This window comes from Halobacillus halophilus (assembly GCF_020171985.1).
Classification (GTDB): Bacteria; Bacillota; Bacilli; order Bacillales; family Halobacillaceae; genus Halobacillus; species Halobacillus halophilus_A.
Genome location: NZ_JAIVAL010000011.1, coordinates 46,060 through 71,872 on the forward strand (window position 1 = coordinate 46,060; position 25,813 = coordinate 71,872).

Annotated in this window: 21 protein-coding genes, 16 tRNA genes and 2 rRNA genes; 4 read left to right on the top strand and 35 right to left on the bottom strand. The window is 42.6% G+C overall.

What is annotated here, in order from left to right; genetic code table 11:
- Nucleotides 1-65: 65 nt before the first annotated feature.
- The 4 genes from LCM11_RS15860 to LCM11_RS15875 all read right to left on the bottom strand — a co-directional run bounded on the left by LCM11_RS15860 (nt 66) and on the right by LCM11_RS15875 (nt 6,231).
- On the bottom strand, nt 66-2,168 hold the full coding sequence (locus LCM11_RS15860) for an RNA degradosome polyphosphate kinase (protein WP_224895277.1): 2,103 nt from the start codon (nt 2,166-2,168) through the stop codon (nt 66-68).
- Between the two features lie 125 nt (nt 2,169-2,293).
- Nucleotides 2,294-3,823, bottom strand: coding sequence for an exopolyphosphatase (gene ppx, locus LCM11_RS15865; protein WP_224895278.1), 1,530 nt, complete (start codon nt 3,821-3,823; stop codon nt 2,294-2,296).
- Nucleotides 3,824-3,916: 93 nt separating this feature from the next.
- Nucleotides 3,917-5,812, bottom strand: coding sequence for a PrkA family serine protein kinase (locus LCM11_RS15870; protein WP_224895279.1), 1,896 nt, complete (start codon nt 5,810-5,812; stop codon nt 3,917-3,919).
- A gap of 239 nt (nt 5,813-6,051) precedes the next feature.
- Nucleotides 6,052-6,231, bottom strand: a complete 180-nt coding sequence (locus LCM11_RS15875; RefSeq protein ID WP_041601214.1) for a hypothetical protein — start codon at nt 6,229-6,231, stop codon at nt 6,052-6,054.
- 401 nt (nt 6,232-6,632) lie between these two features.
- On the opposite strand from LCM11_RS15875, the gene LCM11_RS15880 reads away from it, so the two are divergent.
- Nucleotides 6,633-7,448, top strand: a complete 816-nt coding sequence (locus tag LCM11_RS15880; RefSeq protein WP_224895280.1) for a biotin/lipoate A/B protein ligase family protein — start codon at nt 6,633-6,635, stop codon at nt 7,446-7,448.
- Nucleotides 7,449-7,466: 18 nt separating this feature from the next.
- Complete coding sequence (gene lipA, locus LCM11_RS15885; RefSeq protein WP_089753072.1) at nt 7,467-8,411, top strand: lipoyl synthase; 945 nt, start codon at nt 7,467-7,469, stop codon at nt 8,409-8,411.
- A gap of 68 nt (nt 8,412-8,479) precedes the next feature.
- Here the strand turns inward: lipA and LCM11_RS15890 are convergent, their stop codons facing one another.
- The 7 genes from LCM11_RS15890 to LCM11_RS15920 form a co-directional block, all read right to left on the bottom strand.
- Nucleotides 8,480-8,731 (bottom strand): hypothetical protein, encoded by a 252-nt coding sequence (locus LCM11_RS15890; RefSeq protein WP_224895281.1) that lies wholly within the window; start codon nt 8,729-8,731, stop codon nt 8,480-8,482.
- Nucleotides 8,732-9,289: 558 nt separating this feature from the next.
- Entirely contained in the window at nt 9,290-9,766 is a 477-nt protein-coding gene (gene trmL, locus LCM11_RS15895; protein ID WP_224895282.1) for a tRNA (uridine(34)/cytosine(34)/5-carboxymethylaminomethyluridine(34)-2'-O)-methyltransferase TrmL, read from the bottom strand.
- Nucleotides 9,767-9,817: 51 nt separating this feature from the next.
- Nucleotides 9,818-10,681 carry an amidase domain-containing protein gene (locus LCM11_RS15900; RefSeq protein WP_224895283.1) on the bottom strand — a complete coding sequence of 288 codons (864 nt, stop codon included), beginning with the start codon at nt 10,679-10,681 and terminating at the stop codon, nt 9,818-9,820.
- A gap of 77 nt (nt 10,682-10,758) precedes the next feature.
- Nucleotides 10,759-11,307 (bottom strand): methylated-DNA--[protein]-cysteine S-methyltransferase, encoded by a 549-nt coding sequence (locus tag LCM11_RS15905; protein WP_224895284.1) that lies wholly within the window; start codon nt 11,305-11,307, stop codon nt 10,759-10,761.
- 70 nt (nt 11,308-11,377) lie between these two features.
- Nucleotides 11,378-12,511, bottom strand: coding sequence for a tRNA epoxyqueuosine(34) reductase QueG (gene queG, locus LCM11_RS15910; protein ID WP_224895285.1), 1,134 nt, complete (start codon nt 12,509-12,511; stop codon nt 11,378-11,380).
- 15 nt (nt 12,512-12,526) lie between these two features.
- Nucleotides 12,527-14,236, bottom strand: coding sequence for an ABC-ATPase domain-containing protein (locus tag LCM11_RS15915; protein ID WP_224895286.1), 1,710 nt, complete (start codon nt 14,234-14,236; stop codon nt 12,527-12,529).
- A gap of 154 nt (nt 14,237-14,390) precedes the next feature.
- Nucleotides 14,391-14,464: transfer RNA gene (locus LCM11_RS15920), tRNA-Gly, on the bottom strand.
- Nucleotides 14,465-15,042: 578 nt separating this feature from the next.
- Between LCM11_RS15920 and LCM11_RS15925 the strand changes: the two genes are divergently transcribed.
- Nucleotides 15,043-15,231, top strand: a complete 189-nt coding sequence (locus tag LCM11_RS15925) for a hypothetical protein (protein ID WP_224895287.1) — start codon at nt 15,043-15,045, stop codon at nt 15,229-15,231.
- Between the two features lie 409 nt (nt 15,232-15,640).
- Here LCM11_RS15925 and LCM11_RS15930 read toward each other — a convergent pair whose 3' ends face one another.
- The 4 genes from LCM11_RS15930 to LCM11_RS15945 all read right to left on the bottom strand — a co-directional run bounded on the left by LCM11_RS15930 (nt 15,641) and on the right by LCM11_RS15945 (nt 19,153).
- The gene (locus LCM11_RS15930) at nt 15,641-16,090 is read right to left on the bottom strand and encodes a hypothetical protein (protein ID WP_224895288.1); all 450 of its coding nucleotides are present in this window, start codon (nt 16,088-16,090) and stop codon (nt 15,641-15,643) included.
- A 263-nt stretch (nt 16,091-16,353) separates the two neighbouring features.
- The gene (locus tag LCM11_RS15935) at nt 16,354-17,274 is read right to left on the bottom strand and encodes a DMT family transporter (protein WP_224895289.1); all 921 of its coding nucleotides are present in this window, start codon (nt 17,272-17,274) and stop codon (nt 16,354-16,356) included.
- A gap of 120 nt (nt 17,275-17,394) precedes the next feature.
- Nucleotides 17,395-17,865, bottom strand: a complete 471-nt coding sequence (locus LCM11_RS15940) for a hypothetical protein (protein ID WP_224895290.1) — start codon at nt 17,863-17,865, stop codon at nt 17,395-17,397.
- A gap of 121 nt (nt 17,866-17,986) precedes the next feature.
- On the bottom strand, nt 17,987-19,153 hold the full coding sequence (locus tag LCM11_RS15945) for a TraB/GumN family protein (RefSeq protein ID WP_224895298.1): 1,167 nt from the start codon (nt 19,151-19,153) through the stop codon (nt 17,987-17,989).
- Between the two features lie 301 nt (nt 19,154-19,454).
- On the opposite strand from LCM11_RS15945, the gene ade reads away from it, so the two are divergent.
- Nucleotides 19,455-21,197 carry an adenine deaminase gene (ade, locus tag LCM11_RS15950; RefSeq protein ID WP_224895291.1) on the top strand — a complete coding sequence of 581 codons (1,743 nt, stop codon included), beginning with the start codon at nt 19,455-19,457 and terminating at the stop codon, nt 21,195-21,197.
- Between the two features lie 40 nt (nt 21,198-21,237).
- On the opposite strand, the gene LCM11_RS15955 is transcribed toward ade, so the two are convergent.
- The 20 genes from LCM11_RS15955 to LCM11_RS16050 all read right to left on the bottom strand — a co-directional run.
- Complete coding sequence (locus tag LCM11_RS15955) at nt 21,238-22,140, bottom strand: hypothetical protein (protein WP_224895292.1); 903 nt, start codon at nt 22,138-22,140, stop codon at nt 21,238-21,240.
- A gap of 249 nt (nt 22,141-22,389) precedes the next feature.
- A complete protein-coding gene (locus LCM11_RS15960; protein WP_224895293.1) occupies nt 22,390-22,998 on the bottom strand; it encodes a hypothetical protein in 609 nt (202 codons plus the stop codon).
- Between the two features lie 382 nt (nt 22,999-23,380).
- Nucleotides 23,381-23,731 (bottom strand): hypothetical protein, encoded by a 351-nt coding sequence (locus LCM11_RS15965; protein WP_224895294.1) that lies wholly within the window; start codon nt 23,729-23,731, stop codon nt 23,381-23,383.
- A 162-nt stretch (nt 23,732-23,893) separates the two neighbouring features.
- Nucleotides 23,894-23,975: transfer RNA gene (locus LCM11_RS15970), tRNA-Leu, on the bottom strand.
- A 10-nt stretch (nt 23,976-23,985) separates the two neighbouring features.
- Nucleotides 23,986-24,059 (bottom strand) — tRNA-Cys (locus LCM11_RS15975).
- A 62-nt stretch (nt 24,060-24,121) separates the two neighbouring features.
- A tRNA-Gly gene (locus LCM11_RS15980) sits at nt 24,122-24,196 on the bottom strand.
- Between the two features lie 9 nt (nt 24,197-24,205).
- Nucleotides 24,206-24,280, bottom strand: a tRNA-Gln gene (locus tag LCM11_RS15985).
- Between the two features lie 13 nt (nt 24,281-24,293).
- Nucleotides 24,294-24,369: transfer RNA gene (locus LCM11_RS15990), tRNA-His, on the bottom strand.
- Nucleotides 24,370-24,381: 12 nt separating this feature from the next.
- Nucleotides 24,382-24,452: transfer RNA gene (locus tag LCM11_RS15995), tRNA-Trp, on the bottom strand.
- 22 nt (nt 24,453-24,474) lie between these two features.
- Nucleotides 24,475-24,560: transfer RNA gene (locus LCM11_RS16000), tRNA-Tyr, on the bottom strand.
- A 27-nt stretch (nt 24,561-24,587) separates the two neighbouring features.
- Nucleotides 24,588-24,663, bottom strand: a tRNA-Thr gene (locus LCM11_RS16005).
- An 8-nt stretch (nt 24,664-24,671) separates the two neighbouring features.
- Nucleotides 24,672-24,747: transfer RNA gene (locus tag LCM11_RS16010), tRNA-Phe, on the bottom strand.
- A 29-nt stretch (nt 24,748-24,776) separates the two neighbouring features.
- A tRNA-Asp gene (locus tag LCM11_RS16015) sits at nt 24,777-24,853 on the bottom strand.
- 83 nt (nt 24,854-24,936) lie between these two features.
- Nucleotides 24,937-25,013: transfer RNA gene (locus tag LCM11_RS16020), tRNA-Met, on the bottom strand.
- A 49-nt stretch (nt 25,014-25,062) separates the two neighbouring features.
- Nucleotides 25,063-25,138 (bottom strand) — tRNA-Val (locus LCM11_RS16025).
- Between the two features lie 8 nt (nt 25,139-25,146).
- Nucleotides 25,147-25,221 (bottom strand) — tRNA-Glu (locus LCM11_RS16030).
- A gap of 20 nt (nt 25,222-25,241) precedes the next feature.
- Nucleotides 25,242-25,334, bottom strand: a tRNA-Ser gene (locus LCM11_RS16035).
- 6 nt (nt 25,335-25,340) lie between these two features.
- Nucleotides 25,341-25,415, bottom strand: a tRNA-Asn gene (locus LCM11_RS16040).
- Between the two features lie 10 nt (nt 25,416-25,425).
- Nucleotides 25,426-25,539, bottom strand: a 5S ribosomal RNA gene (rrf, locus tag LCM11_RS16045).
- A 161-nt stretch (nt 25,540-25,700) separates the two neighbouring features.
- A 23S ribosomal RNA gene (locus LCM11_RS16050) occupies nt 25,701-25,813 on the bottom strand; the annotation flags it as partial.

A 25,813-nucleotide genomic window follows, 5' to 3' on the forward strand; every position in this document is an offset into this window, starting at 1 on the left:
AACAAGAAAGACGCACCCTTTGGTACGCCTTTTTCACTTTTTACCAGTAAAGTGATATGAATTTGTCACTCTTCGTCTTCGAGAACGCGGTACGCCATGTCATAAAGCTTCATTTGACTATTGATTCGTTCGGCACCTTTAGGAGCTTCAACATAACGATATGTTCCATCATTCTGCTGTTCCCTTGCCTTCACATTGTCACTTAACATGACAGACAAAATCCTTTGTAAACGGCTTTTCACTCCAGGCTCGTGAATCGGGAATAAAAGCTCCACACGTTTTACCATGTTTCTCGTCATCATATCGGCGGAGGACAAAAACACTCGATCATCACCATTATGGTGGAAGTAATAAATGCGGCTGTGCTCTAAGAAACGTCCGACAATACTTATTACGCGGATATTCTCGCTAATCCCTTTAATACCGGGACGCAGACAGCAGATTCCGCGCACAATTAAATCAATCTGAACACCGGCCTGTGAGGCCTCATAGAGCTTCATTATTAAATTCTTATCCGTTAATGAATTCATCTTAGCAATAATTCTTCCGTTTCCGTGCTGTTTCTGAAAACGGATTTCGTTATTAATATAACGGATAAAGTCATTACGGATATCAAACGGGGCCATGGAAATATGATGGTATTTCGGCTTTTCTGTAAAGCCGCTTAAATAGTTAAAGAAATCTGTAGCATCAATTCCAAATTTACGTTTAGACGTAATAATCCCCATGTCCGTGTATAGAGACGCTGTCTGATCATTATAGTTCCCTGTTCCCAGATGAACGAAACGCTCTATTTTATCTTTCTTCTTTCTCACCACAAGAGTGATCTTGCTGTGGGTTTTTAAATAGGTCATGCCATAAATCACATGGCACCCTGCTTTTTCAAGTTCTTTCGCCCATTGCACATTATTTTCCTCATCAAACCGGGCTTTCAATTCTACCAGCACGGTTACTTGCTTCCCTTGCTCTGCAGCCCGCTTTAAAGCGTCGATAATCGGCGAATCTCCACTGACCCGGTAAAGCGTTTGTTTAATGGCAAGTACGTAAGGATCATCTGCTGCTTCTGAGACGAAATCAACCACAGGTTCGAACGATTCGTAAGGATGGTGCAGAAAGAGGTCACGGTGTGAAGCCGCTTCAAAGATATCCTCTTCCTCTTCTAAATCCCGAGGCGGCTGAGGCATTAAGGTTTCATACATTAAATGATCCTTAATCTCAGAGAATGTTTTATGGAATTTAAATAAGAATGTAAGATCAAGCGGACCATTTGTAATATACAGATCATCTTTGTGAATTTCAAGTACGCTTAATAAGAAACGGATAACCTTATCGTCATACTTCTCGCTTCTGACTTCAAGTCTGACGGCCGCTCCCCATTTTCTTTTTCTCAATTCTTTTTCGATTTCCTTCAGAAGGTCCCGTGCTCCTTCCTCGTGAATCGTCATATCCGCATTCCTTGTAATTCGAAACTCTGTAATCGATTTAACCTGGTATCCTTTGAACAGCTTGTTGATAAAATGGCTGATAATCTCTTCAAGCAGAATATACTGATACTTTTTATCATGCTCCACCTGCACAAATCGATCCAGTACAGCAGGTACCTGCACGATGGCTGTTTTGGTTTCGTTATCGTGAGGATCAAGCGCATCCTGAATCACTACCGCCAGGTTAATAGACTTATTTAAAAGCATTGGAAATGGCCTATAGGCATCTACAGCCATGGGAGTTAATACAGGAAAGATCTCTTCATTGAAATATGTTTCCAGATTATCAATCTCATCTTTCGTTAAATCCTCTATGGATAGAATAGATATATCTTCTTTCTCCAATTCCGGTTTCATAGCTTGATATGTCGCGTACTGCTTTTCCACGATGTCGTGGTTAATATCCGCGATTTTAGCAAGCTGTTGTTTAGGTGTAAGACCTGCTTTATTTTCAGGCTTGTTAAATCCGGCTTTCACCTGGTCTTTCAAACCGGCTACCCTGACCATGAAAAACTCATCCAGATTGGAAGAGCATATAGCTAAAAACTTCAACCGCTCCAGCAAAGGGTTGTCGGTATCGATGGCTTCTTCTAACACGCGTTCGTTAAAAGCGAGCCAGCTGAGTTCTCTGTTGTTATAAAAAAGAGGATTATCAAGCTCTATTATTTCGTTGCTCTTCGACATGTTCCACACCCTTTACATTGTAGTCTCACGTCCACATTAGTATGTCATTTTATAGGGCATATTAATACCATGTTAAGATTTCGTAAACAGAAAATTAATAACAAGCATTATATTCCATTCAGATGTTATTTTTCCACAAATGTAAGATTAATACTCTTCTTAAGGGATTTTTCTAAATGTTTTTTCTGTTTTTCAGCCTGATATTCCTCCGGCATCCATTCCCCTTTACAATAAAGGGTTATATTCAGGTCATCGCCATCAACCGCTAATTCAAGATCCTCTACGGTCTGGCGTCTTGTACTGTCCAGACAGTAACAGAATTTAAGCAGCGCTCCTAACAGGCGGAGCTTTTTACGCTCGTCCTTAAGAAACCACTTTTTATAGGGATGAAGAAATTGTTTGAAGAGCGTCTTATTCTTGAATGAAGCCAGCAGAGCAAGGCGAAGGCGTTCCATATGCATCAGGCCGTCAATCGTACGGTTGGCTAACAGGTAAAAGGTGTGCTGTGAGCTTGCTTCACTATCAATATAATCACCCAGATTAAAAACATAGCTTGCCCGTTTTACTTCCTGCCAGTCTTTCTTCCTCAAGCCGCCGAGGCCTTTCTCATGGAGCTGATGGAACAACTCATTCGAAAGGTGCTGCACATGATTAATCTGCTTCACACTTAAATCATAATCAGTGACCAGTTCCTGGATACTCTCTTCCAACACGTTCGGAAACAGATTCGTGCCCATGTCTCTTGTTAACTGCTCATAAAAAACACCGTCACGTAACCCTTTGCGGCTTAGAATAAATCCACTGGATTGAGACACATCGTATAAAGAATGGAAAACCTCTGTAGCCGGCAGAATAATGTCCGCACGATCTTTGGACAATCCCTCCACCTTTTGCAGTTTTTTCATTGGGAGTGTAAAAAGATAGTTTTTGACAAACGATAAATCGCTGTCTTTCATTTTATATTGATGCAGACCAGCAAGCGGATACTCTTTAAGGTTCTGATCAATTTGCACAAGGTTACGTGCACCCCCGCCGATTCCAACTAGAGGTACTTTTCTTTTCTGAAGCCATGGCAGCGTATTGAATTGTTCAATTAAGTATTGACGCAGATTGGACATTTCATCATCCGTCGGCAGTTCTTTCTTAAAAAAGTCCTGCTGCAGCGTGAGAGCTCCGAAAGGAAAACTGTGGGCTTCCACCAGCTCCCGGTCTTTGAAGTATGTAACCTCCGTACTTCCTCCACCGATATCTACGGTGATCCCCTCAGTCAGAGGCGTTGAGTTAACAACGGCTAAATATCCGTAATAGGCTTCTTCATGTTCAGAAAGAATTCTCATATCAAACCCTGTCTGCTCGGATACTTTTTCGGTGATTTCCTCCTGATTGGAAGCCTGACGAATCGTTGCCGTAGCTACACAGACCATTTCTTCCAGTTGATAGCTTTGAGCAACTTCTTTAAAGCTTGTCAGTGTGCTTAAGAGGGTTCGAATTCCTTCATCAGAAAGACGGTTGTCCTTTTTCAAATGATTACGCAGCCGGGCTACTGCCTTTACGTTTTCAATTTCACGAAGCCGTCCGCCTTTTTCCCTTAAATAAATAACGAGACGCATCGTATTGGAACCTACATCGATAATGGCGTAATAACTTTTTGACATCCTCTCACCTGCATTTCTTTTTGAGCCCATTATAACATAAACAATCCACCCTCCTGAACGAAAAAGCGGAGGGTGGATTTTATCATTTTTTTATTATCGGTTTAATAGACTGCCCACATATTTTAATAGTTCATTGGCAGAACTTGAATTATAGCCATGTTCATCAACAAGCGTAGCGACAACTTCATTGATCTTCTTCAACTGGCGTTCATCCGGAGTTTTGGTCGATGTTGTAATCTTGACCACATCTTTCAGATCAGCAAACAGTTTCTTCTGAATAGCTTCTCTCAAACGCTCGTGAGACTGGTAATCGAACTTTTTGCCTTTACGGGCGTAAGCTGAAATGCGGATCAGGATTTCTTCGCGGAACGCTTTCTTAGCATTCTCTGATACTCCGATCTGCTCTTCAATCGAACGCATCAGACGTTCATCCGGATTTAATTCTTCACCGGTCAGCGGATCTCTGAGCTTCGCCTTGTTACAGTACGCTTCTACATTATCAAGATAGTTATCCATGAGAGTGATGGCAGACTCTTCATAGGAATAGACAAATGCTTTCTGTACTTCTTTTTTCGCGATCTCATCGTACTCTTTTCTAGCCAATGAGATAAAATCGAGATAACGATCTTTATCGTCACTTGAAATCGATGCATGGCTGCTCAGTCCATCTTTCAAAGATCTCAGCACATCCAGTGCATTAATCGACGTTAGTTCTTTCTTAATAATCGTTGAAGAAATACGGTTGATGACATAACGCGGGTCAATTCCGCTCATGCCTTCATCCGAGAACTCTTTTTTCAGTTCTTCTACATCTACATCACTGAAGCCTTCCAGAATTTCACCGTCATACAATCTCATTTTCTTCAATACATCAACAGATGCTTTCTTAGAATCTTTCAATCTCGTTAAGATGGTAAACATGGCTGCTACACGCAGCGTATGAGGAGCAATATGCACATCGCGTATATCACTTTCGCGAATCATCTTTTCATAGATACGCTCTTCCTGACTGACTTTTAAATTATACGGAACAGGCATAACGATCATACGTGAATGCAGGGCTTCGTTCTTTTTGTTGGCAATAAAGGAACGATATTCTGCTTCGTTGGTATGGGCAATGATTAGTTCATCGGCAGAAATTAAGGCAAAACGGCCAGCTTTAAAGTTTCCTTCCTGCGTTAAGCTAAGCAGGTGCCACAAGAATTTCTCATCACATTTAAGCATTTCCTGGAACTCCATAATTCCGCGGTTCGCTTTGTTCAGCTCTCCATCAAAACGGTAGGCGCGAGGATCGGATTCAGAACCGTACTTCGCGATGGTAGAAAAGTCGATAGAACCCGTCAAATCAGCAATATCCTGAGATTTCGGATCGGAAGGACTGAAGGTACCAATGCCTGTACGCTTATCCTCTGAGAAAAAGATCCTTTCTACAAGAACATCCTCAATTCGACCGCTGTATTCCTTCTCTACTCTCATCGTATTTAATGGAGATAAGCTTCCTTCAATCCGTATCCCGTAGTGTTCCATGAATTCTTCTCTCATATGGTTCGGAATCAAATGAAGCGGGTCTTCATGCATCGGACACCCTTTAATTGCAAAAACGGCTCCCCTATCCGTGTAGGAATACTTTTCTAGTCCTCGTTTTAACAAGTTGACCAATGTGGATTTCCCGCCGCTGACAGGACCCATTAATAATAGAATACGTTTTCGAACGTCGAGACGCCTGGCTGCCGGGTGAAAGTATTCTTCCACGAGCTTCTCCATAGCTTCGTCCAATCCGTAAATGTCATCATCAAAGAATTTGAACTTCTTATGATCATGTTCTTCCACGACACCCGCATCTTTCACCATATTATAAACGCGGGAATGAGCGGATTGTGCTAAATACGGTTTTTCTTTTAATAGCTCTAAGTATTCTGCGAATGAACCTTCCCACTTTAACTCTTCAGCTTGTTCCCTGTGGTCTTGTATCTTCTTCAATATATCCACTTAGCGAGACCTCCTCCGTCATCATAGACGAAATTTAATACATCCTATGCTTAGATAAGAGAAAACATGTGTCTTAAAGACAAGCAGCACTACGCTCACAGTTCCTGCTTCCACTGATAAAAAAGTACTTTCTCACAGGATTCCTTAAGAACTTTCTTCTCCTGCTGTAATCACTTCTGAAAGGACCTGTATGGTTATCTTTATTAGATTTACACAAAAAAAAGAACCGATCTGTACGATCAGTCCTCCTCATAATCTCTCTCTTTAAGATATCTTTGGCGATGTGAAAGTCCTATTACTAAAAATAAAATAAATAATCCAATATTCAACCACCGGAATTCATCATAAAAAATGGCAAGAACCGCCCAAATAGCTGCACTTATTAAAAAGAGTATACTAGATAGCAAAGATTGACTCATGATGAACCCCTCCTATCCCTATTGTAAAGCATATCCGTTCTGTACAGTGGATATTTTTTATATTTTGGCTATGTTAAATGTTTCTTCCTGTAGGTTTGATCTGCTATCAGGGAGGATTGTGTAAGACTCCGCCGGGAAAAGGATCCAGGCTGGAGATTCCTAAAGGAGTGAAAGCGAATGAGGACGCTCCTGGTAAAAAGATGATCCACTTATCTCGAAACCGAGTCTTCTAATATCCGGAGATTATTTTAAGTAAATATATGTAGACTGTTTCTAACTTTCAAAAAAGTTTCATAGAAAAATAGTTTAGCAAATTTTGACACCATACACCACCCTTGTTAAAATGATTCATGAACATTTTACTCGAATAAAGTACTACATATAGAAAGAAGGACTGCAAAATGGAAACATGGTACTTTGTCGATTCCGGTCATTGTACACCAGCCATGAATATGGCTCTGGATGAAGCATTGATGAATTGGCATCGCCAAGGAGAAATCCCTCCGGTACTGCGATTTTACGGATGGGCACCAGCAGGCCTTTCAGTGGGATACTTCCAAAAGGTAAAAGGTAAAATTGACCTGGAAGGTGTCGAACGTCATGGCTTTGAACTCGTTCGCCGTCAGACTGGAGGCCGCGCTGTCCTTCATGACAAGGAATTAACGTACAGTGTTATTGTCTCCGAGGATCACCCGGACATGCCAGCTTCCGTGAAAGATGCTTATCTAGTTCTTTCAAAAGGACTTCTGGAAGGTTTTCATAATCTCGGGATTGAAGCTGAATTCGCCGTTCCCGAAGGTAAATTAGATACAACCGGTTCAGCCGTGTGCTTTGAAGAGCCTTCCTGGTATGAATTGATTGTGGAAGGTAGAAAAGCTGCCGGAAGCGCCCAGACAAGGAAAAAGGGTATTATACTTCAACATGGATCTATTCCAATTGATGTAGATGATGTGAAACTTTTTGATATGTTTATTTATAAGAATGAACGCATAAAAGAACGTGCCCGCCGAGCATTTGGGGATAAAGCAGCAGCGATCAATCAATTATTGGATAATAACGTTACCTTTGATCAGACGAAAGAAGCTTTTAAGGAAGGTTTCGAAAAAGGGCTTGATATTCATTTAGAACCTTTTGAACTTTCCGATGAGCAGTGGAAAGAAGTAGAAAGAATTGCAGAAGAACGCTATCGCACAGAGAAATGGAATTTTTCCAGATAAAAAAGGAGTGGAATTCTTATGGCAAAGAACCAAGAACACGTAAGAAAGCCCGATTGGCTGAAAATCAAAATTAACACTAACAAATCCTATACAGGACTTAAGAAACTAATGCGCGATAAGAAATTAAACACCGTTTGCGAAGAAGCCCGCTGCCCGAACATTCACGAATGCTGGAGTGAACGTAAAACAGCGACCTTCATGATCCTCGGTGATACGTGTACGCGCGGCTGCCGCTTCTGTGCCGTTAAAACCGGACTTCCAAATGAACTGGACTGGGGCGAGCCGGAACGTGTAGCAGAATCTGTAGAGATCATGGGACTGAAACACGTGGTCGTAACAGCCGTAGCCCGTGATGACTTAAATGACGGCGGTGCTGCTGTCTTTGGTGAAACGGTTAAAGCCATCCGCCGCCGTGTTCCTGGATGTACCGTGGAAATTCTTCCATCTGATATGAAAGGCGATTATGAGAGCTTACATACTCTGATGGGCGGAGAGCCTGACATCTTCAACCACAATATAGAAACGGTTCGCCGATTGACGAAAAAAGTTCGTGCCCGCGCGATGTATGACCGTTCTTTAGAGCTTTTGCAGCGTGTAAAGGACATCCGTCCGGATACTCCGACAAAGTCAAGCTTGATGGTAGGTCTGGGAGAAACCAAAGAAGAAATTGTAGAAGCTATGGACGACCTTCTTGCGCATAATGTCGACATTATGACCATCGGCCAGTATTTGCAGCCAACGAAAAAACATTTAAACGTAGAGCGCTATTACCATCCTGATGAGTTTGAAGAGCTAAAACAGATCGCTCTTGAAAAAGGATTTAAGCACTGCGAAGCCGGTCCAATGGTACGTTCTTCTTACCACGCTGATGAGCAGGTAAATAATACTTCCGCCCAGCGCCGCATTAAATATATGCAGGGCTATGAATCTCAAGGTGAAACTCTTGACACAACAAACTTTTAATTAAAAATGGGAGGCCTCCTGATGTGGAAGGTCTCCCTTTTATTTATTTTATATTTATTGATTTAATTTTACCAGAAGCCACCATAAGGGGGACGTCCGTAATAACCTCCTCCATAATAAGGAGGACGATAAGGACCTGGTCCGGGACCATAGCCATAGCCGCCGCCTCCAAAACCTCCGTATAATCCTGGAGCAATCGCTCCGCCTAAAAATCCCCCAAGTAAACCGCCAGCAAATGGGCCTAAGAAGAAAAATCTTTCATCCTCATCACGAAAATCATGTTGGACAGGATAGGGATACTGATACGGATATTGATTCATGTTCATTCCTCCACTTCTATCCTTAGTTATTCACCTACTCTTCAACCTATGTAATGAACCCATAGCATGTATAGGCATCAGCCTCATCTCAGGGAGAAATTTACTTCCCACAATTCACATCCTTTATTAAATAAGGTATAATACAGAATAGAATAGCTTGTCTCGACAGATTAAAGGAGGACTATACATGAAAATAACCTTAATTATTCTTGTTTGTATCACATACCTTACATCCATCTTCGCTGCTGGATATGACGTTAAAGCAGGCAGACCTAAAAAATAAGCACCTTAAAATCGCACCCCTGAGCGGGTGCGATTTTTCTTTGCCTATTTTAAACGTGGTGCCTCTATTTAAGCAGTAAGTTTTTATACAGTAGGGCCGGTTACTGTAAGACTTAGTTTCGAGATAACGTGTGAAGAAAGGGGCTCCAGGGAACGGCTCGCTTTCCGCGGGCATGCGCTGAGTCTTCCACAAACGGGAGCTTATTTGAAATAGTTAACATTAGGATGTATATAACAGCGGTTAACAAAAAAGACGACGCTTAGCGCCGTCTTTGGTTATTTAATCAAGTTGGGGAAGCCCTGCTGTCTAAGTGTTTCAAATAGAATGATGGACACGGTGTTCGCAAGGTTCAGAGAACGAACCTTCCCCGTCATGGGAACACGAAGGCAACGATCTTCCAAGCCTTCAAGAAGTTCATTCGGTATTCCATCACTTTCACGTCCAAAAACAAAAAACAACTCTTTTTCAGAGGACGCAAAATCAAAGTCTACGTAGGATTTCGTACCAAAATTCTCTATATAATAATAGTCCCCTTCAGGATAAGCTTCATATAAATCTTCAATTGAATCATGATAATGAATCGTTACGTCATGCCAGTAATCCAGCCCTGCCCGCTTCAGCATCCGGTCCTCTGTAGAAAAGCCAAGTGGTCGGATCAAATGAAGTACGGAATTCGTAGCCAGACACGTACGAGCAATGTTCCCTGTGTTTGCAGGAATTTCTGGTTGAAACAAAACAATATGGTTCGGCATTCCATTCACCTCAGTCTAATCTTAGTCAACTAGACTATTATACCACATCCATCAGTCACCAATTCGAAAAAATTTATACTGAATAGAGGGGGTATAAGCGGTAGAATCTTCATAAGCCCAGTACCGATGACGACTGTTTGATGTATGGGCATTAACAAGCGGCATACCATCCTTGTTTTTTTTCACAACAATTGTATTATGGTCAAAACGACCGTCCCCTTCGAAATCATAGCAGATCACATCTCCAGGTGAAAGTTCATGTGCGGAAGACACTTCTGTAGCGGTCAACCCCTGCCTTGCTCCGCTTAAATACCATCTAAATGCGTGAGCGACTGCCCAGCTGTAGCTCCAATTGCTTCCGCTGTACCACCAGCCCCGGCTGCGATTCGGGGTCCCCCATACAGGGGCTCCTCCAGCTCTTAGGCATTGCGAAATATAATTCGTACAGTCTACGTCAAAATGACGATAAGCCGGGTTATAGGAATCCCACCACCTTTCAGCATAGCGAACCGCATCCCTGCGATTGTATGTAAAAGGGGCGCGCTGTCTCGATTCTTTATCGCTAAACTCGGGTAAACAAGCATTTGTCTCAGAAGAAATCGTTTCAGTTTGTATTCTATGATGCTTGATCTTACCACTCTCAAACCATACTAATCCTTCATGAATCCCTTCCTCTAAATAAAAGTGCCGGTGGTCTTTTAGAAGAAGAGAAAGGCTGAGCATATAACGCAGGGTACTTTGCTTTTCATAGGCACACCTATGGTAAGGTTTAATTCTGAAAGTTGCACGCTCAATCTGAATGCCCTCACTCTCTAAATTTTTCACTTTTTTATGAAGCCATAGTTCATCTTCCTGCTCCAATAACCGGCTCATGATTCTTTCCCAATACTTCTGTATTTGATTGGTTTCCTGCATAACCCTTCCCCCTTCCTTTCATCCTATGAAAAAAGGGGACGGTCCATACAAAAAAAGCCGTCTCCCGCGGGAGACGACTAGTTAGTGAACGGTACGACCGTGTGTTGTTTTTCAAAATCAAGTAAGTGGCGCTTCTTCTCAAGACCGCCTGCGTAACCAACCAGCTTACCGTTACTTCCGATCACCCGGTGACAGGGTACAACGATAGCAAAAGGGTTTTGGTTCACAGCTCCTCCGACCGCTCGAATGGCCTTCGGAGAAAGCATCGTGGAAGCAATTTCTTTATAGGAACGTGTTTCTCCATAAGGTATTTGGTTGACTAATGTTCTCCAGACACCGCGTTGAAAATCTGTTCCATAACATATCAAAGGAATCGAGAATTGCGTTCTTTTTCCATCAAAGTATTCGTTTAATTCTTCTTTTGCCTGGCTAACATACTTCTGCTCAGGATCATAAACGAATTCACCTCTTAGTAAATGCTTCTTTTTCCAGGATTGATAGGCGGAATGACGTTCTTCAAATTCGCCGAAATCAATACGACAAACTCCCTCATCATTCGCTAAAACCGTAATAGGTCCGAGAGGAGTTATAAAAGAATCATAATATAGAAAAGACCTATGGTTCATAGATTAAATCCCTTCTTTTACAGTTTTTTCTATTATACAAAAGCCTAGTTCATAAGAAAAGTAGATTTGTTTATATTTTTTCGAATTGAAGTCCTTTTTCCATTTCGTAAATAACCTGTTCATCTTCCTCATTTATCATAGCATCCTTAATGGCCGTAAAACAATCCGTAGTTCCGATTTTTCCGAGTCCCCAGGCCGCCGTTCCTCTTATGACAGGCCTTGGGTCTTCGTTCATTAATCGAATTAACTCGCTGATGGATGTCTCATCCCGGTAATGAGCAAGGGCCAATATCGCATTTCGCTGAATTGGTTTCTTGCCCCGCCACGATCCGGAAATAAATCCGAATTTCTCTTTGAACTGGCGGTTCGAAATGGACAACAGCGGCGTCAGTTTCGGTTTGACCACCTCTGGATCTGGTTCAAATTCCTCATGATGGTGAAAATCTTTCTTTCTATTAATTGGACAGACCGTCTGACATGTATCACAGCCGTACAGACGGTTGCCGATTTTACTTCGGAACTCATCTGGCAAAAAGTCTTTCGTCTGTGTCAGAAAAGCGATACAGCGCTGGGCATTTAATTGACCACCCTGGACTAGCGCGCCGGTCGGGCACGCATCCACGCATATATTACAATCCCCGCAGCCTTCTTGGACAGGCTCATCAGGGGCAAATGGAATATTTGTCACAAGTTCCGCTAAATATACATATGATCCAAACTCCGGAGTAATGATCGCACAATTCTTTCCGCTGAAACCAATGCCCGCCCGTTCCGCTACGGCACGGTCTGATAGTTCACCGGTATCTACCATTGATTTGAGTTCAACATCCGGAAACAGTTTCTGTAGATAAGCTCCTAACTTATTAAGACGGTCACGCAGAACGGTATGGTAGTCTTCCCCCCATGAGGCTCTGCAAAACAGCCCCCGGCGGTCACCTTTTCTGCTCTTAGGAGCATCGTGCATTTTAGAAGGGTAAGCCATCGCGATGGAAATAATCGATTGAGCACCTGGAAGCAGACGTCCTGGTTCAGTCCGTTCATCTACATCACCTTTTTCAAATCCGGACTGATAGCCAAGAGCCTCCTGCCGCTTAAGTCTGGCTTTTAACTCGCCAAACACATCGGCTGAGGCAAAACCGATCTTATCAATTCCAATGTCCTTACTATACGCGATCACCTGTTCCTTCAGCTCATGATAATCCATCGCGGCTCCTCCTCCCTATCTGATATCTTTTACTTTCGCGGTCCTTATACGATTTAACGTTGCCGCTATTTCAAAACGGCGCGGGCGGGCAATCTCACCCGGGTGCTGATCTTTAAATGGCGCAAACGAAGCGAGTCCCTTCTCATCAAACTGCTTTTCAATTTGATCGAGCAAGTTATTCAACGATTGCTCTGTTTTCAAACTTCCTTTTTTATCTAAATGCAGAATAACATCTGCAATCATACGTGTCTGGGAAGGATCGACGAGCTGCTCCACTCCGTCCAGATCAATTTCTCTCTGTCCCATAAGAATCGTCGTTTTTCCTTTTGCTTGTACCTTCTCTTTCTTCCCTTTTCTCGTCTGAAGACTGGAAGGTAAAAATGCACGCGCCGGAACAGCTCCGAACTTCTCATCCTCGGTGGTCGTGCGGCTGCTTGGGTACTTGCCGGCAATATCTTTCGCTTTACCGGTAACATTATAAGGTACATATTGATCCATCATCAGGACATCATCGGCAACCTGGAAATAGTCGCCGGAGCCACCCATGACGAGAATCGTAGAAACATCCAGATCATCACGCATCTGCTTAATTTTATCAATAAACGGTGTGATTGGTTCTTTTTCTTTCACGACAAGCTCCTGCATCCGCTCATCACGGATCATGAAGTTCGTCGCACTTGTATCTTCATCGATTAAGAGCGTCTTAGCTCCGGCTTCAAGCGCTTCAATGACATTAGCCGCCTGAGAAGTACTTCCGCTGGCATTTTCTGTTGAGAACTGAGTCGTATCTGTGCCATGTGGAAGATTTTTGATAAATGGTGAAATGTCCACACTTGTTACCTGCCTGCCATCTTCTGCTCTAACTTTTACAGCAGCAGGATCTGTCATCACGTATTCTCTGCCATCCCCTTTGATATGAGGATACACGCCACGTTCCATGGCATTCAACAGGGTACTTTTACCATGATAACCGCCGCCTACGATCAATACAATCCCTTTCTTAACCGCCATGCCTGTCAGCGGCTCCTCTCTGTGAGGGATAGAAAAGGAGACCCGGTTCTCTTCTGGACTTTGAAACGGAACCGCTTTTTTCATCGGTCGCTCGCTGATCCCGCTCTCACGAGGAAGGACTGCTCCATCAGCCACGAATGAAATCCAATTGTTTTTCTTCATCTCTGCCTGAATCGCTTCATGCTGATCGGCCAATTGACAGGCCGCTTCGATTTCTTCATCTTTAATGGAAAAAACAGAATGCTGAATAATCTCTGGAATGACCTTGAAGAAAAGCTTGTCCGCTTCCCTGCCATTGATACGGCGTCCATTAGCCGGAAGACCAATCGTGAGACAGACCGTCATATCTTCTGAATTCAGGTTGACTGCGGCACGATCCAGAATTTCCTGACCAGGGCGATCTATGGCGACCATCCCGCTCTTTCCTGTTCCTTTCACATCTGTATGATTCTTGGCAATCGCTTTCGCTACGGCGCGGGCAATTCGATCTTCTGCATAAATCTTACGGCTTCTGCTTTCTTTCCATTCTTTTTGAATGGGACGCTTCTCATTTGGAATTCGGATTCTTATTTTAGAAGGTGCCGCGAAGGGATCACCTTGTACATAATCCATAAACACATCGTAATTCTGAAACGAGTGCTTACCTTGAATATCTTTATATCCTTTATAACTTTTTCCGTCTATTTGCTTTAATTTCTGCTGTAATTGTTTCATTGTCCTGGATCCTCCTATTATGGTTGTGTCTACTATAGGGTGTATCCTTTTTTCCTCAATAAAAAACGCAATGCTTCGTTACCTCAATTAACGAAACACTGCGTTGGTTCACATAGTATAAAATAAAAGCATGTTCACTTTCAAAAAAAGTGATTGGAGCGGGTGAAGGGAATCGAACCCTCATCATCAGCTTGGAAGGCTGAGGTTTTACCACTAAACTACACCCGCATTAAAATTAGATTCATTAGCTTCGTCAGAACTCCGGCAATCATGCCTCTTCCTCTGCTCGAAGACTCGAAGAAGTAGATCCGTCAAGGCAACTCGCAGCATTCTCTATGAAGCAAAGCTCGTGGCTGAGGTTTTACCACTAAACTACACCCGCATTCAAATTAGATTCATTAGCTTCGTCAGAACTTCGGCAATCATGCCTCTTCCTCTGCTCGAAGACTCGAAGAAGTAGATCCGTCGAGGCAACTCGCAGCATTCTCTATGAAGCAAAGCTCGTGGCTGAGGTTTTACCACTAAACTACACCCGCATGAATTGAGATTTAGTTGCATCATCTGGAGTATGTTTCTCATTATAACAATCGCATTTTTACGATGCAACACGATTTTTACGAATTTTTGTCGAAAAATTCATGTTCTGTTTACATGAAGATGTTAAAAGGCTGGTGCTCGCTGTTGGTTTTTTACATTATATACCGGTTTCCAGATTATTAAACTAGTCCATCCTAACTATTTTAATAATTCCGATAATTGAAACTTTTATTTTCTGAATTCGTACACTATGTAAAGGAGGGAATCCAATGATCAATCTCTTTCTCGGTATCGGCATGCTGCTTTTAACAGGTGTCATCCTTTGGAGTTATAAATTCGACCCAAATAACGCTCTAGTTGTAAGTGCATCAAAGAAACAATTTATCCTCCTCATTACTGTACTGACCCTGCTTACGTTGTATTTACTTTCAACGGGAGTTTACCATTCTTTCTTTTAAAAAGCAGTTGTGGCTCAATCAACCATGTTGATCAGAACCCTATAAATAAAATGACCACCAGTTTTCACTAGTGGTCCATTACGATATAATTATTCTCTATGGCTGTTTCGATTTAAATACAAATATCGTCGAAAACAAGAGAAAGGCCAGAAAGTTTAGTACGTCCACAGATAGTCTTAGAAGTTCAAATAGCACATTTGTATCCAAATCATCCTCACCTCCTATCTGGACAGACGGTGAGCATGCGTGCGTTAATTGCTGAGCCGATGAAGAGAAAAATCATTAGGAGATGAAGTAGGAGTTTAAGCTGTCTTATTTCTTAAAATCTCCCAATACCTCATATTTATACACAAAAAATATAAAAACTGTAATCTAAAAAAGGAGCCCTCATTTAGGACTCCTTTTCCTTTTATAGAATTAACGTATTTTTCAAACCAGCGATGAAATTCTCAAAATCCTCAGCCACTTCTCCGGCAATTTCTGGATCTTTATAGCTCTCATCATGAAGCTTGGATAATCCAGGTTCAACCTCTATAGTACGCCCATCCAACAGCACAAGCTCAAGTTTCCAAGGAGGCGTATTTTGATTTAAGCTATACTCATTGAACAGCTCTTTCATTGAGATAATCTTGTCCGTAAATAAGGTTTCTTTTGTAACTTCCATTTCTTCATTCATTGTTAAGATAGTAAGGGTCCGTTCACGAATGTTCACGATAAACAGACTTTGCAAATCTTCCGTAAGCACTTCTGCCGAGCGATAATTATCAGATTCAAACACTTCGTCCGTAAATTCTAGAGATGCAACCGTACGCAGATTTTCCATGGAAGATGTTAACCTTTCCCTAAGAGCAGTAGACATAAAATTACCTCCTTATTTTTTATGGTTCACTCCTCTTCATTGCCTGATATAGAGCGCTTAAAACCATTTTTACCAAAAATAAACAATTGTATCTAAAGTAGATAAATCATGGCTTTCGAAAGAAGGATTTTCTCGACACATCCTGTGGTCTTTCTCTAGGATCGGTCATATTTTTTTCTCTCTATTAATATCAGGTAAAGAATTTAAGGATGATCTACCTAGTTAAACACACAATTAAAACAATAATCCACGTAAATTTTTTTCTAATTATATGAATTTGTTTCATAAATTAAGGGTTTTCTTTTCTTTCTTGCCCCTGCCCTTGTGGTTAAAATGACACCGACGATCACCAGAATGGCGCCTGCTATTTCCGGCAGTTTTATCGTTTCTCCAAGCCAAAAATAGGCGCCGACCATCGTGACGACAGGTAGGAAATTTAAGAAGACAGAAGCTTGTGAGGCTCCGAGCCTCTCCACCGCCCGGTTATAAAACACCAGCGCAATAACTGAGGGAAACACACCTAAGTATAAGAACCCCATCCAATACTTACCTTCATCGAGAGAGGGTACACGGCCAAACGTCCATTCAATGGCCACGAACGGCAGGAGAATGAGCACGGACAACCCTGTCATCACAAAGAGAACCCCGTATGCCGGAAACAAGTGCATGAACTGCTTCACTACGATTGAGTAGACTGCCCAGCACATGATGGCTCCTATCATAATGACATCCCCCACGTTCCATGAAGACGAGAACAGTTCAAGAAGCCGTCCATCCATAACCACCCATACTGCTCCAAGGAAAGAAAGCATTACTCCGACCCACTTGATCAATGGCAGCTTTTCTTTTACAAACAGAGCACTTAATACGACCGTGACGACAGGTATGACCGTTTCAAGCACAGAAACATTCGATGCCGTCGTGAATTGAAGCGCACCATAAATGAACGTATTAAAAAAAGTGACTCCGGTAAGTGTCATCATTAAGAGAGGGCCCTTGTATTCACGAAATGTCTTTCTCGCTTTCCAGGCACTCCTCATCCCAATCGGAAATAAAAAAATAAAGGCAACAAGCAGCCGGAAAAAAGCTATAGTAAACGGCGGCAGATCATTTATTGCTTTTCCCGTAAGAATATTCCCCGCATAGAAGAGCACGACAAATATCATGAATATGTATGGATACATGGAACTCCTCCCTTCTTAGTTGGACCCTACTTTTATTTTATAATCACTGGGCATTTTTTTAAAACGTAACAAAAAACGAAGCTTCCTTTATTGAAACTCCGCCAGGTAATTCTATAAAGTTTAATAGTAAGCTACAACTGAAATTAGAACGGCAGCTGCAAAATAGAGGAACGTTCCAATGGATACTGGATTTACTTTGAATTGAAAGATCGACACACGATAGATATCTTTGCCATCTCCAAACACCTGGTTGTCCACATTCGCATACTGATTTCCCATAAACTCATTAAACTGCATGAACCATACCATGATGAACAACAGGAAACCAACCGTAAAATGAGCTTCAATAAAGGACAATCCTGTTCGGGTTGAAACCAGGAAAGTCAGGGATAATTCAAATAGTAGTGTGAGCGTAGTAATAGAAGAAACCAGCCATTTCTTCGGAACTTTCATTAAGTACTTCTTTTCAACATGATTCATTAAATGGGCACCGGCGATAGGAATTAGAAAGATGAGGGACATGACTACTGTACTTGAAATCCAAACATTATTGAATAGTTTAACCTCCTCTAAAAGGTCGTTTTTACTCAACTAAAATCCAGTTAATGGATTTATTTCCATAATTGTATTAAGAGTGTACCACCATCGGAATATCCTGTACACTTTTTCCTATACAAAAAGCGCAACCTGTGCGAAAGGTTACGCTTTTCCATTATAGATTTTCAAAAAACAGTCGAAGAACGTCAGCTCCACCTATAAATGTGCCTAAAGAGCTGCCCACATTGGCAAGCAGAACCACAAGCAGGATACGAGTAACGCGATTACGCCAGAATCCCTTCAGACTCGCGACATCTTCCGATAAGGTTTCAAATTCTGATACCTTAGGTCTGCGAAAGTACGCCTGAACAATGCCGGCAAACCATCCAGCTGCAATCAGCGGGTTAAGCGAGGTAATCGGTGCGGCCACGAAAGCTGCGATCACCGCAAATGGATGAGCCATGGCGGCAGCTGTACCTATCGCAGAAAACGAGCCATTCCAGAGCACCCAGCTGATGGTCTGCTGGGTACCAGCCTCCGGATTCGCCATAAACGTATAAACGATGATGGATATAATTAAAATGGGAATGCTCCAGCCTATAATCTTCGGCCAGGGAGACTTAGGAGGACGCTTATTTAATTTAGTTAAATCATGCTCTTTGTAAATCGCTTCTTTAATACCCGGTACGTGAGCAGCTCCAAGGACTGCTACTACTTTCTTACCGGGTGCATCTTTAATTTTCTGAGCTAAATACTGGTCACGCTCATCAATTAATGGTTTTTTCAATTTCGGGAAGTTCTCGGTCAGATCCTTCAGCATGCCATCGAGCATATCCTGCGTCTTCATCTTTTCAAGCTCCGCTTCCGAGATCGTGTCGTTACTAAAAATACTGTAGATGATGGACATTAACAGCTTAGCTTTGCCTCCAAACCCGATATTGCCCCAGATTCGGGCAAAGGTTACCTGAATATTACGGTCCGCTAATACGAGCTCCGCATTATGCTCTTTTGCTGATTCAATCCCTTGCATCATTTCCTGACCAGCCTGAATACCAAATTGCTTAGCCATCCGCTTTTGAAAGGAGGAGATAGCCAGGTTCATTAACAATAAAGATGCCTTCTTCTGCTTAATCACAGCAAAAATATCTGTTTCTTTCCAGGCATCGCCGTCTACAATCGATTGATACCGCTGCTCATCTAATTCCACACATACAGAATCAGGCTGTTCTTCATCAATAACCTGCTTCACTTGTTCCGCGCTTTGTTTAGATACATGCGCAGTACCTATCAGTATGTACTCTGTATCATTTATATGGAGCCTCGTGATGTTATCTTCCGTCATCGCCATATATACCTTCCTTTACCAATGTACTAAATTGTTTCATCTCTACTAATACTAAACCAGAATTCCTTAAATGAGAATGGCTTACCAATGTTTTCTCCGAGAGCAAGCTGGAACTCCTCACCTTTACATTGACAAAGCTACCCCTGCCCTATAGAATTCTATTAATTATTATCTCATGAAACGAATGCTCGTGCCCGAATAATTTTGAACGTATCATTCCACGTATCTGCTAAACACGCCATGAAGATATACTGTATCCTTGAATGTATCAGGAATGACACGGAAGGAGAAATCATACATGTACTCAGCTAAAGAACAATTAACGAAAGATCTGAACATCGCAAGCAAGAAAACCCCCGCAGATACGATCATTAAAAATGGGAAGATCCTCGATGTTTTCAATCTCGAATGGATGGAGGCAGATGTTGCCATATCTGATGGTAAATTCGTCGGGATCGGACACTATCAAGAAGCTGCCCGGATCATTGATGCCAAAGGTCAATATGTCTCCCCCTCCTTTATTGATGGACATGTCCACATTGAATCCTCTATGGTCACCCCGGATGAGTACAGTAAAGTCGTCGTGCCTCATGGCGTTACCACCGTGGTCACAGATCCCCATGAAATAGCCAATGTCTGTGGTGAAGAAGGACTGCAGTTCATGCTTCAGAACGCTGATAAGCTTCCGTTAGATGTGTTGTTTATGCTTCCTTCCTGTGTTCCTGCTACTCCATTTGAACATTCAGGAGCACAGCTCACAGCCGCTGACCTTGAAAAATACTTAGACAACCCCAGCGTACTCGGCTTAGCAGAAGTAATGGATTATCCCTCTCTTCTGAACACTAAGGATAACCTTCTCGATAAGATCACCATGACGCATCAGTACGGCGGGAAGCTTGACGGGCACCTCGCTGGACTGGAGAGTAATGCCGTGAACCTCTTTCGCACTGCAGGAATAACCACAGACCATGAATGTACCAAAGCAGATGAAGCAATGGACCGCCTGAGACGAGGCATGTATCTAATGATCCGTGAAGGTTCTGCAGCGAAAGATTTAAACGCTCTGATTACAGTAGTCACGCCCTATAACGCCAGACGCTGTCTGTTCTGCACGGACGATAAACACCTGGATGAACTGATGGAAGAAGGAAGTATCGACCATAACGTACGTCTTTCCATTCAACAAGGATTGTCACCACAAATCGCCTTGCAAATGGCTTCTTTAAACGCAGCCGAATGTTATGGTCTATCTCATAAAGGGGCAATCGCCCCCGGTTATGATGCCGATTTTTTACTCCTCGAAGACTTGGAAAAAGTGAAAATCAGTGAGGTCTACAAACAGGGAATCCGAGTCAGCCATAACGGCTCTTATACGCCCTCTGAGAATGGAAAATCTAAAAAACCGGCTCCAATTACGAACACCATTCATATCCCGGCCCTGACAGAAGATCATTTGAAGCTGCCTATAAGCGAAGCACAACAAGCTCACGTTATTAAGATTAATCCCAATCAGCTTCTTACCAATAAATTAATAGAAAAAGTGGATACAGAAAACGGATTCTTCAAAGCATCGCCAGATAAAGATCAATTGAAATTAACAGTCGTGGAACGTCATAAACAAACCGGCCATCTTGGCGTTGGTATCGTGAAAGGCTTCGGTTTAAAAGAGGGAGCAATTGCGACGACCATTGCTCATGACTCTCACAATATCGTGGCCCTGGGCGCTAATGATCATGACCTCCTGAAAGCTATTTATACGTTAAAAGAAATGAATGGCGGTCTTGTAATCGTTAAGAATGGAGAGGTATTGTCCTCTCTGCCACTCCCCATTGCCGGATTAATGTCCGATCAGCCGTTTCCATTTGTAAATGAACGGCTTGAGCATATTGGAGAAGTTCTTCCTTCTTTAGGATTTACAAAGGATTTCAATCCATTCCTTACGCTATCCTTCTTAACACTGCCGGTTATTCCTTCCCTGAAACTAACCGACATGGGGTTGTTTGATGTAGAAACCTTTCAACATATCGAGGTATCCTTATAGAAAGCTGGAAACCAGATGTCCGATCTGGTTTCCAGCTTTTTTATTGACCCATATAAACCACACGAGGTTCAATGTAGTAGTTTACGTTCGATTGAATACGATCCTCCTCCCTATTTTCAAACCCATTAACCGTCATTCGTACGGCATCTATAGGAAGCTGTCCTTCGACCACTGGTCTTATACCGGATTTGGTAACCATAAACGTATTCTCAGGATCTTCAGACAAGGAGCGGACTGCTCCTTCTGCGTTAAGCGAATAGTATTGGCTATCCTTAGTTTGTATGAACGCATCAAGCCCGGTTTCATTAAGGATTTCAAAAAATTCTTCCGGAGAGATTCTTCCGTGCCTTCCTTGTCCCATGTGAAAGACTTGCTGGTTCTGCTTCTGATAACGATTCCGTTTAATTTCATACTCTTTTTCATTCAGTTTTAACTCCACAGAATAATTGGTTTCTCTGTTTCCCTGTGCTGTCGTCTTAAAATTATAGAACAATGACTTTACAGCACCATGATCCGTGAATTCCATTTCTAGTCTCGCTAGGCGTGGATTATGAATATCACGAAAAGTTTGATTGATCATCTCCCAATGCTCGTTAAAGTTAAACTCTTTAGACGCAGATAGGTTTTGAGCCACTTCTACTTTGCGGGGCCTTTCGTATACGTAGTTTTGAACAGGCGGAACGATTAAACCTGTAAGGAAGACAAACAAACCCGTGTATGCTGCATACCGCTTCGCCAGCTGATTCCAGGCAGGATCCCGAAAGAATAATAGAAAAACGATAAAGCCTAACGGTAAAGTCCACTGATTAATTGAGAATGCAAAGGCACCTAGAACCGAGTAGCCAAGAAGCTTAAGGAACAAGTAAGGTTCTTCCCTGCCCCATTTGCGGTAGATGTACAGGATGATTCCAAATTGACATATGTATAGAATGAGATAGAGCAATAGACACCCTCCTTAATCACTATAAATTCTATCACGAAATCCCGTACACCCGAATTCTATTCTAAGTTTTTTTATAAAAGGAATCTTTATGGAGGTCCTGACCAGCTATGTATCCTGCACGTCCTATAAAAATAGCATAATAAAGCCTCCATCCATTCAGGATGAAGGCTTTTCTTCGGTTTATTCCTTTTGACAGACTGATTAATGGTTATTGGGTTGGTTGTTTCGGCTGGCTGCGCAACTCTCTTTTTACCCTAGCAGAGAATTAATTTGACCTAGTAAAGAATCCAGCAGACCGGAGACTTGATCAAGTACTCCGCTAAGTAAACCATCACTATCAAGCAGACCTGCTACCTGGCATAGTAAGTTACCAAGAAGGTTGCCTGGACCAGGAACAGCGGTAAGATCCAGATTAATCTCTGAAAGATCAAGCTGTAATCCAAGAAGATCAAGGAAGATAGGACCCAGATCTAAATTTAAAATGTCACAGCCAGATTCAGCTGCTTGTGCCGCTTGAGTGAGAGAAGCAGCCTGTGCTGTACTTCCGCTCGCTTCTTCATTTAAAGTAGCCGGTACATTTTCGAAAGTTTCCTTAACGTCTTTAACCGTACCATCTGCTGTGACAGCTTCACCTTTCACAACGCCGCTCATCAGCAGCCCTTCTTCCTCATCATACGAAAGCTCATCAATTGTCACTTTACCATCAAAGGTGCCTCCATCTTCAAGCATGCCTGTAACTTTCAAATTCTTAAGTATTTTAGAACCCGAGTTAGCAGCAGCGAATGTACTAACAGGCGTCAAAACCAGCGTACTTACCAGAGCGATCGTCAGGGCCACAGCGATAGATTTTAATTTCATTGAAATTCCTCCTTGGTATTTTTAAGACTAGTGAACTTACTATTTTTGCCAGCCATAAAGGCAGTACCCCTGGTATACATCTAAACAAACATAATATTGTAAATATTCTAAAAAATGGATCATACAAACTATGCCTATGACCAAATGGTTCATAGTAGATTCGTCGATTATAAGAAAACTAATGCATTCGTGCTGTGTCCTTATGCTGCCATGGCAACACAGGGTAGTTTAAGTGGAACTCTATAGATTGAAGGCGATAAACTCTCTATCTAATTGACACACAAAAAAACCAATGTCTTTATTAGACATTGGTTTAAAAACAACGGTATTGAGTAAGGTCATTTGTGTTACAAACATAAAGTCAGTAATTTTAGCGCATGCCTTATCCTAATTGACGTTCATATACGACTTCATTAGTCTCTGGATCTAATGCGTCTACCTTCATCTCCACAACCCGGCCGTCTGCATTACTTTTAGAACCCCATAAGCGAATATAATTATTCATATTGTAGTCACGGAACGTAAGATGAACCTTTCTTAATTCTTCATTTTCACCTGGCTCTTCTTTAATTACACACTCCTGAAACTTCATTGTTTCAGAAGGCTGACTTAATATATAATCATACATAATCTTTTCAAGTTCAGGAAAAGCCATTCCGTCGTTGTCTAAACAAGTATTTTTAAATTCATTGTAGTCGGTAATGTGGTGAATTACTTTAGATTCGCTTGCCATGTTAATTGCCTCCTAGATTAAACAGTTACCTATCTCATTCCCTATAAAATGGTTGAAGAAACTCAATACACAAGACTATAGATGTTCTACAATTGTTTATATAAAACGAAAAACGACGTTATCCTTCAATAAGGATAACGTCGTCATTACATTAATATTTAATACCGGTGGCCGGGGTCGAACCGGCACTCCGTAAGGAACACGATTTTGAGTCGTGCGCGTCTGCCAATTCCGCCACACCGGCAAAATCTCATTGGAGGCGGCAACCGGAATCGAACCGGTGATAAAGGAGTTGCAGTCCTCTGCCTTACCGCTTGGCTATGCCGCCATTACAAGATCAGTAGTATTTTAGTTTATTCTAACATGTACTCAATTATGATTGAAATATTATGGAGCGGGAGACGGGATTCGAACCCGCGACCCCCACCTTGGCAAGGTGGTGTTCTACCACTGAACTACTCCCGCAATGGAAAATGGCTGGGCCAGCTGGATTCGAACCAGCGCATGACGGTACCAAAAACCGTTGCCTTACCGCTTGGCTATGGCCCAAAGTGAAAATAAATGGGGCGGCTGATGGGAATCGAACCCACGAATGCCGGAACCACAATCCGGTGCGTTAACCACTTCGCCACAACCGCCATAGAAAAAAGCAGGGGTAGTAGGAATCGAACCCACATTGACGGTTTTGGAGACCGTAGTTTTACCATTAAACTATACCCCTATTTGGAATGATTAAATTAAAATGGTGGAGGGAGTAGGACTCGAACCTACGAACCCGATGGGAGCGGATTTACAGTCCGCCGCGTTTGGCCAACTTCGCTATCCCTCCATGCTGTATATGCCTACTAGCATCAAATGGTGCCGGCCAGAGGACTTGAACCCCCAACCTACTGATTACAAATCAGTTGCTCTGCCAGTTGAGCTAGGCCGGCTAAAAAAATGGTGGCTCGGGACGGAATCGAACCGCCGACACACGGATTTTCAGTCCGTTGCTCTACCGACTGAGCTACCGAGCCGAATCTTATGTATAGCCTAAGTATGAAAATGGCGGTCCGGACGGGACTCGAACCCGCGACCTCCTGCGTGACAGGCAGGCATTCTAACCAACTGAACTACCGGACCATTTATTAATTTGGCTGCACTTTTCAGTACTACCGATTTTCAACTAGCAAAGATGTAATTTAAAGTAGTTAGTTGAAATAATTTGGTTGCGGGGGCAGGATTTGAACCTGCGACCTCCGGGTTATGAGCCCGACGAGCTACCAGACTGCTCTACCCCGCGATAATGTGGGATTTATATTCCCATAAAGTATGAAGTTACCTTGCGGTAATGGTGGAGGATGCAGGGTTCGAACCTGCGACCCCTTGCTTGTAAGGCAAGTGCTCTCCCAGCTGAGCTAATCCTCCATATTAAGTGGTGACCCGTACGGGATTCGAACCCGTGATACCGCCGTGAAAGGGCGGTGTCTTAACCACTTGACCAACGGGCCATTGTGGAAAAATGAACTTATGGCGGAGAGCGAGGGATTCGAACCCTCGAAACCGTGGTAACGGTTTACACGAATTCCAATCGTGCTCCTTCGGCCAGCTCGGACAGCTCTCCAAAATATGGCTCCAACGGTAGGATTCGAACCTACGACCGATCGGTTAACAGCCGATTGCTCTACCACTGAGCTACGTTGGAATAATGTAAAACCTGGCGGCGTCCTACTCTCACGGGGATCGACCCGACTACCATCGGCGCTGAAGAGCTTAACTTCTGTGTTCGGCATGGGAACAGGTGTGACCTCTTCGCCTTCACCACCAGATCTTATTTCCTTTTTTTCAAGGACAAGATATATTGTATTGTTTTTCGAGCAAAAAATCAAGGGTAAATTACAAGTTTTTTTGTAAACCCTCAAAACTGGATAAGGCAATCATTCAACCATCGGACGAGCGAACGTCTCTTCCGACTAACGTTTCATACTAGATAGATAAGTCTTCGATCCATTAGTATCCGTCAGCTTCACGTGTCACCACGCTTCCACCTCGGACCTATCAACCTCATCGTCTCTGAGGGATCTTACTTACTTGGCGTAAGGG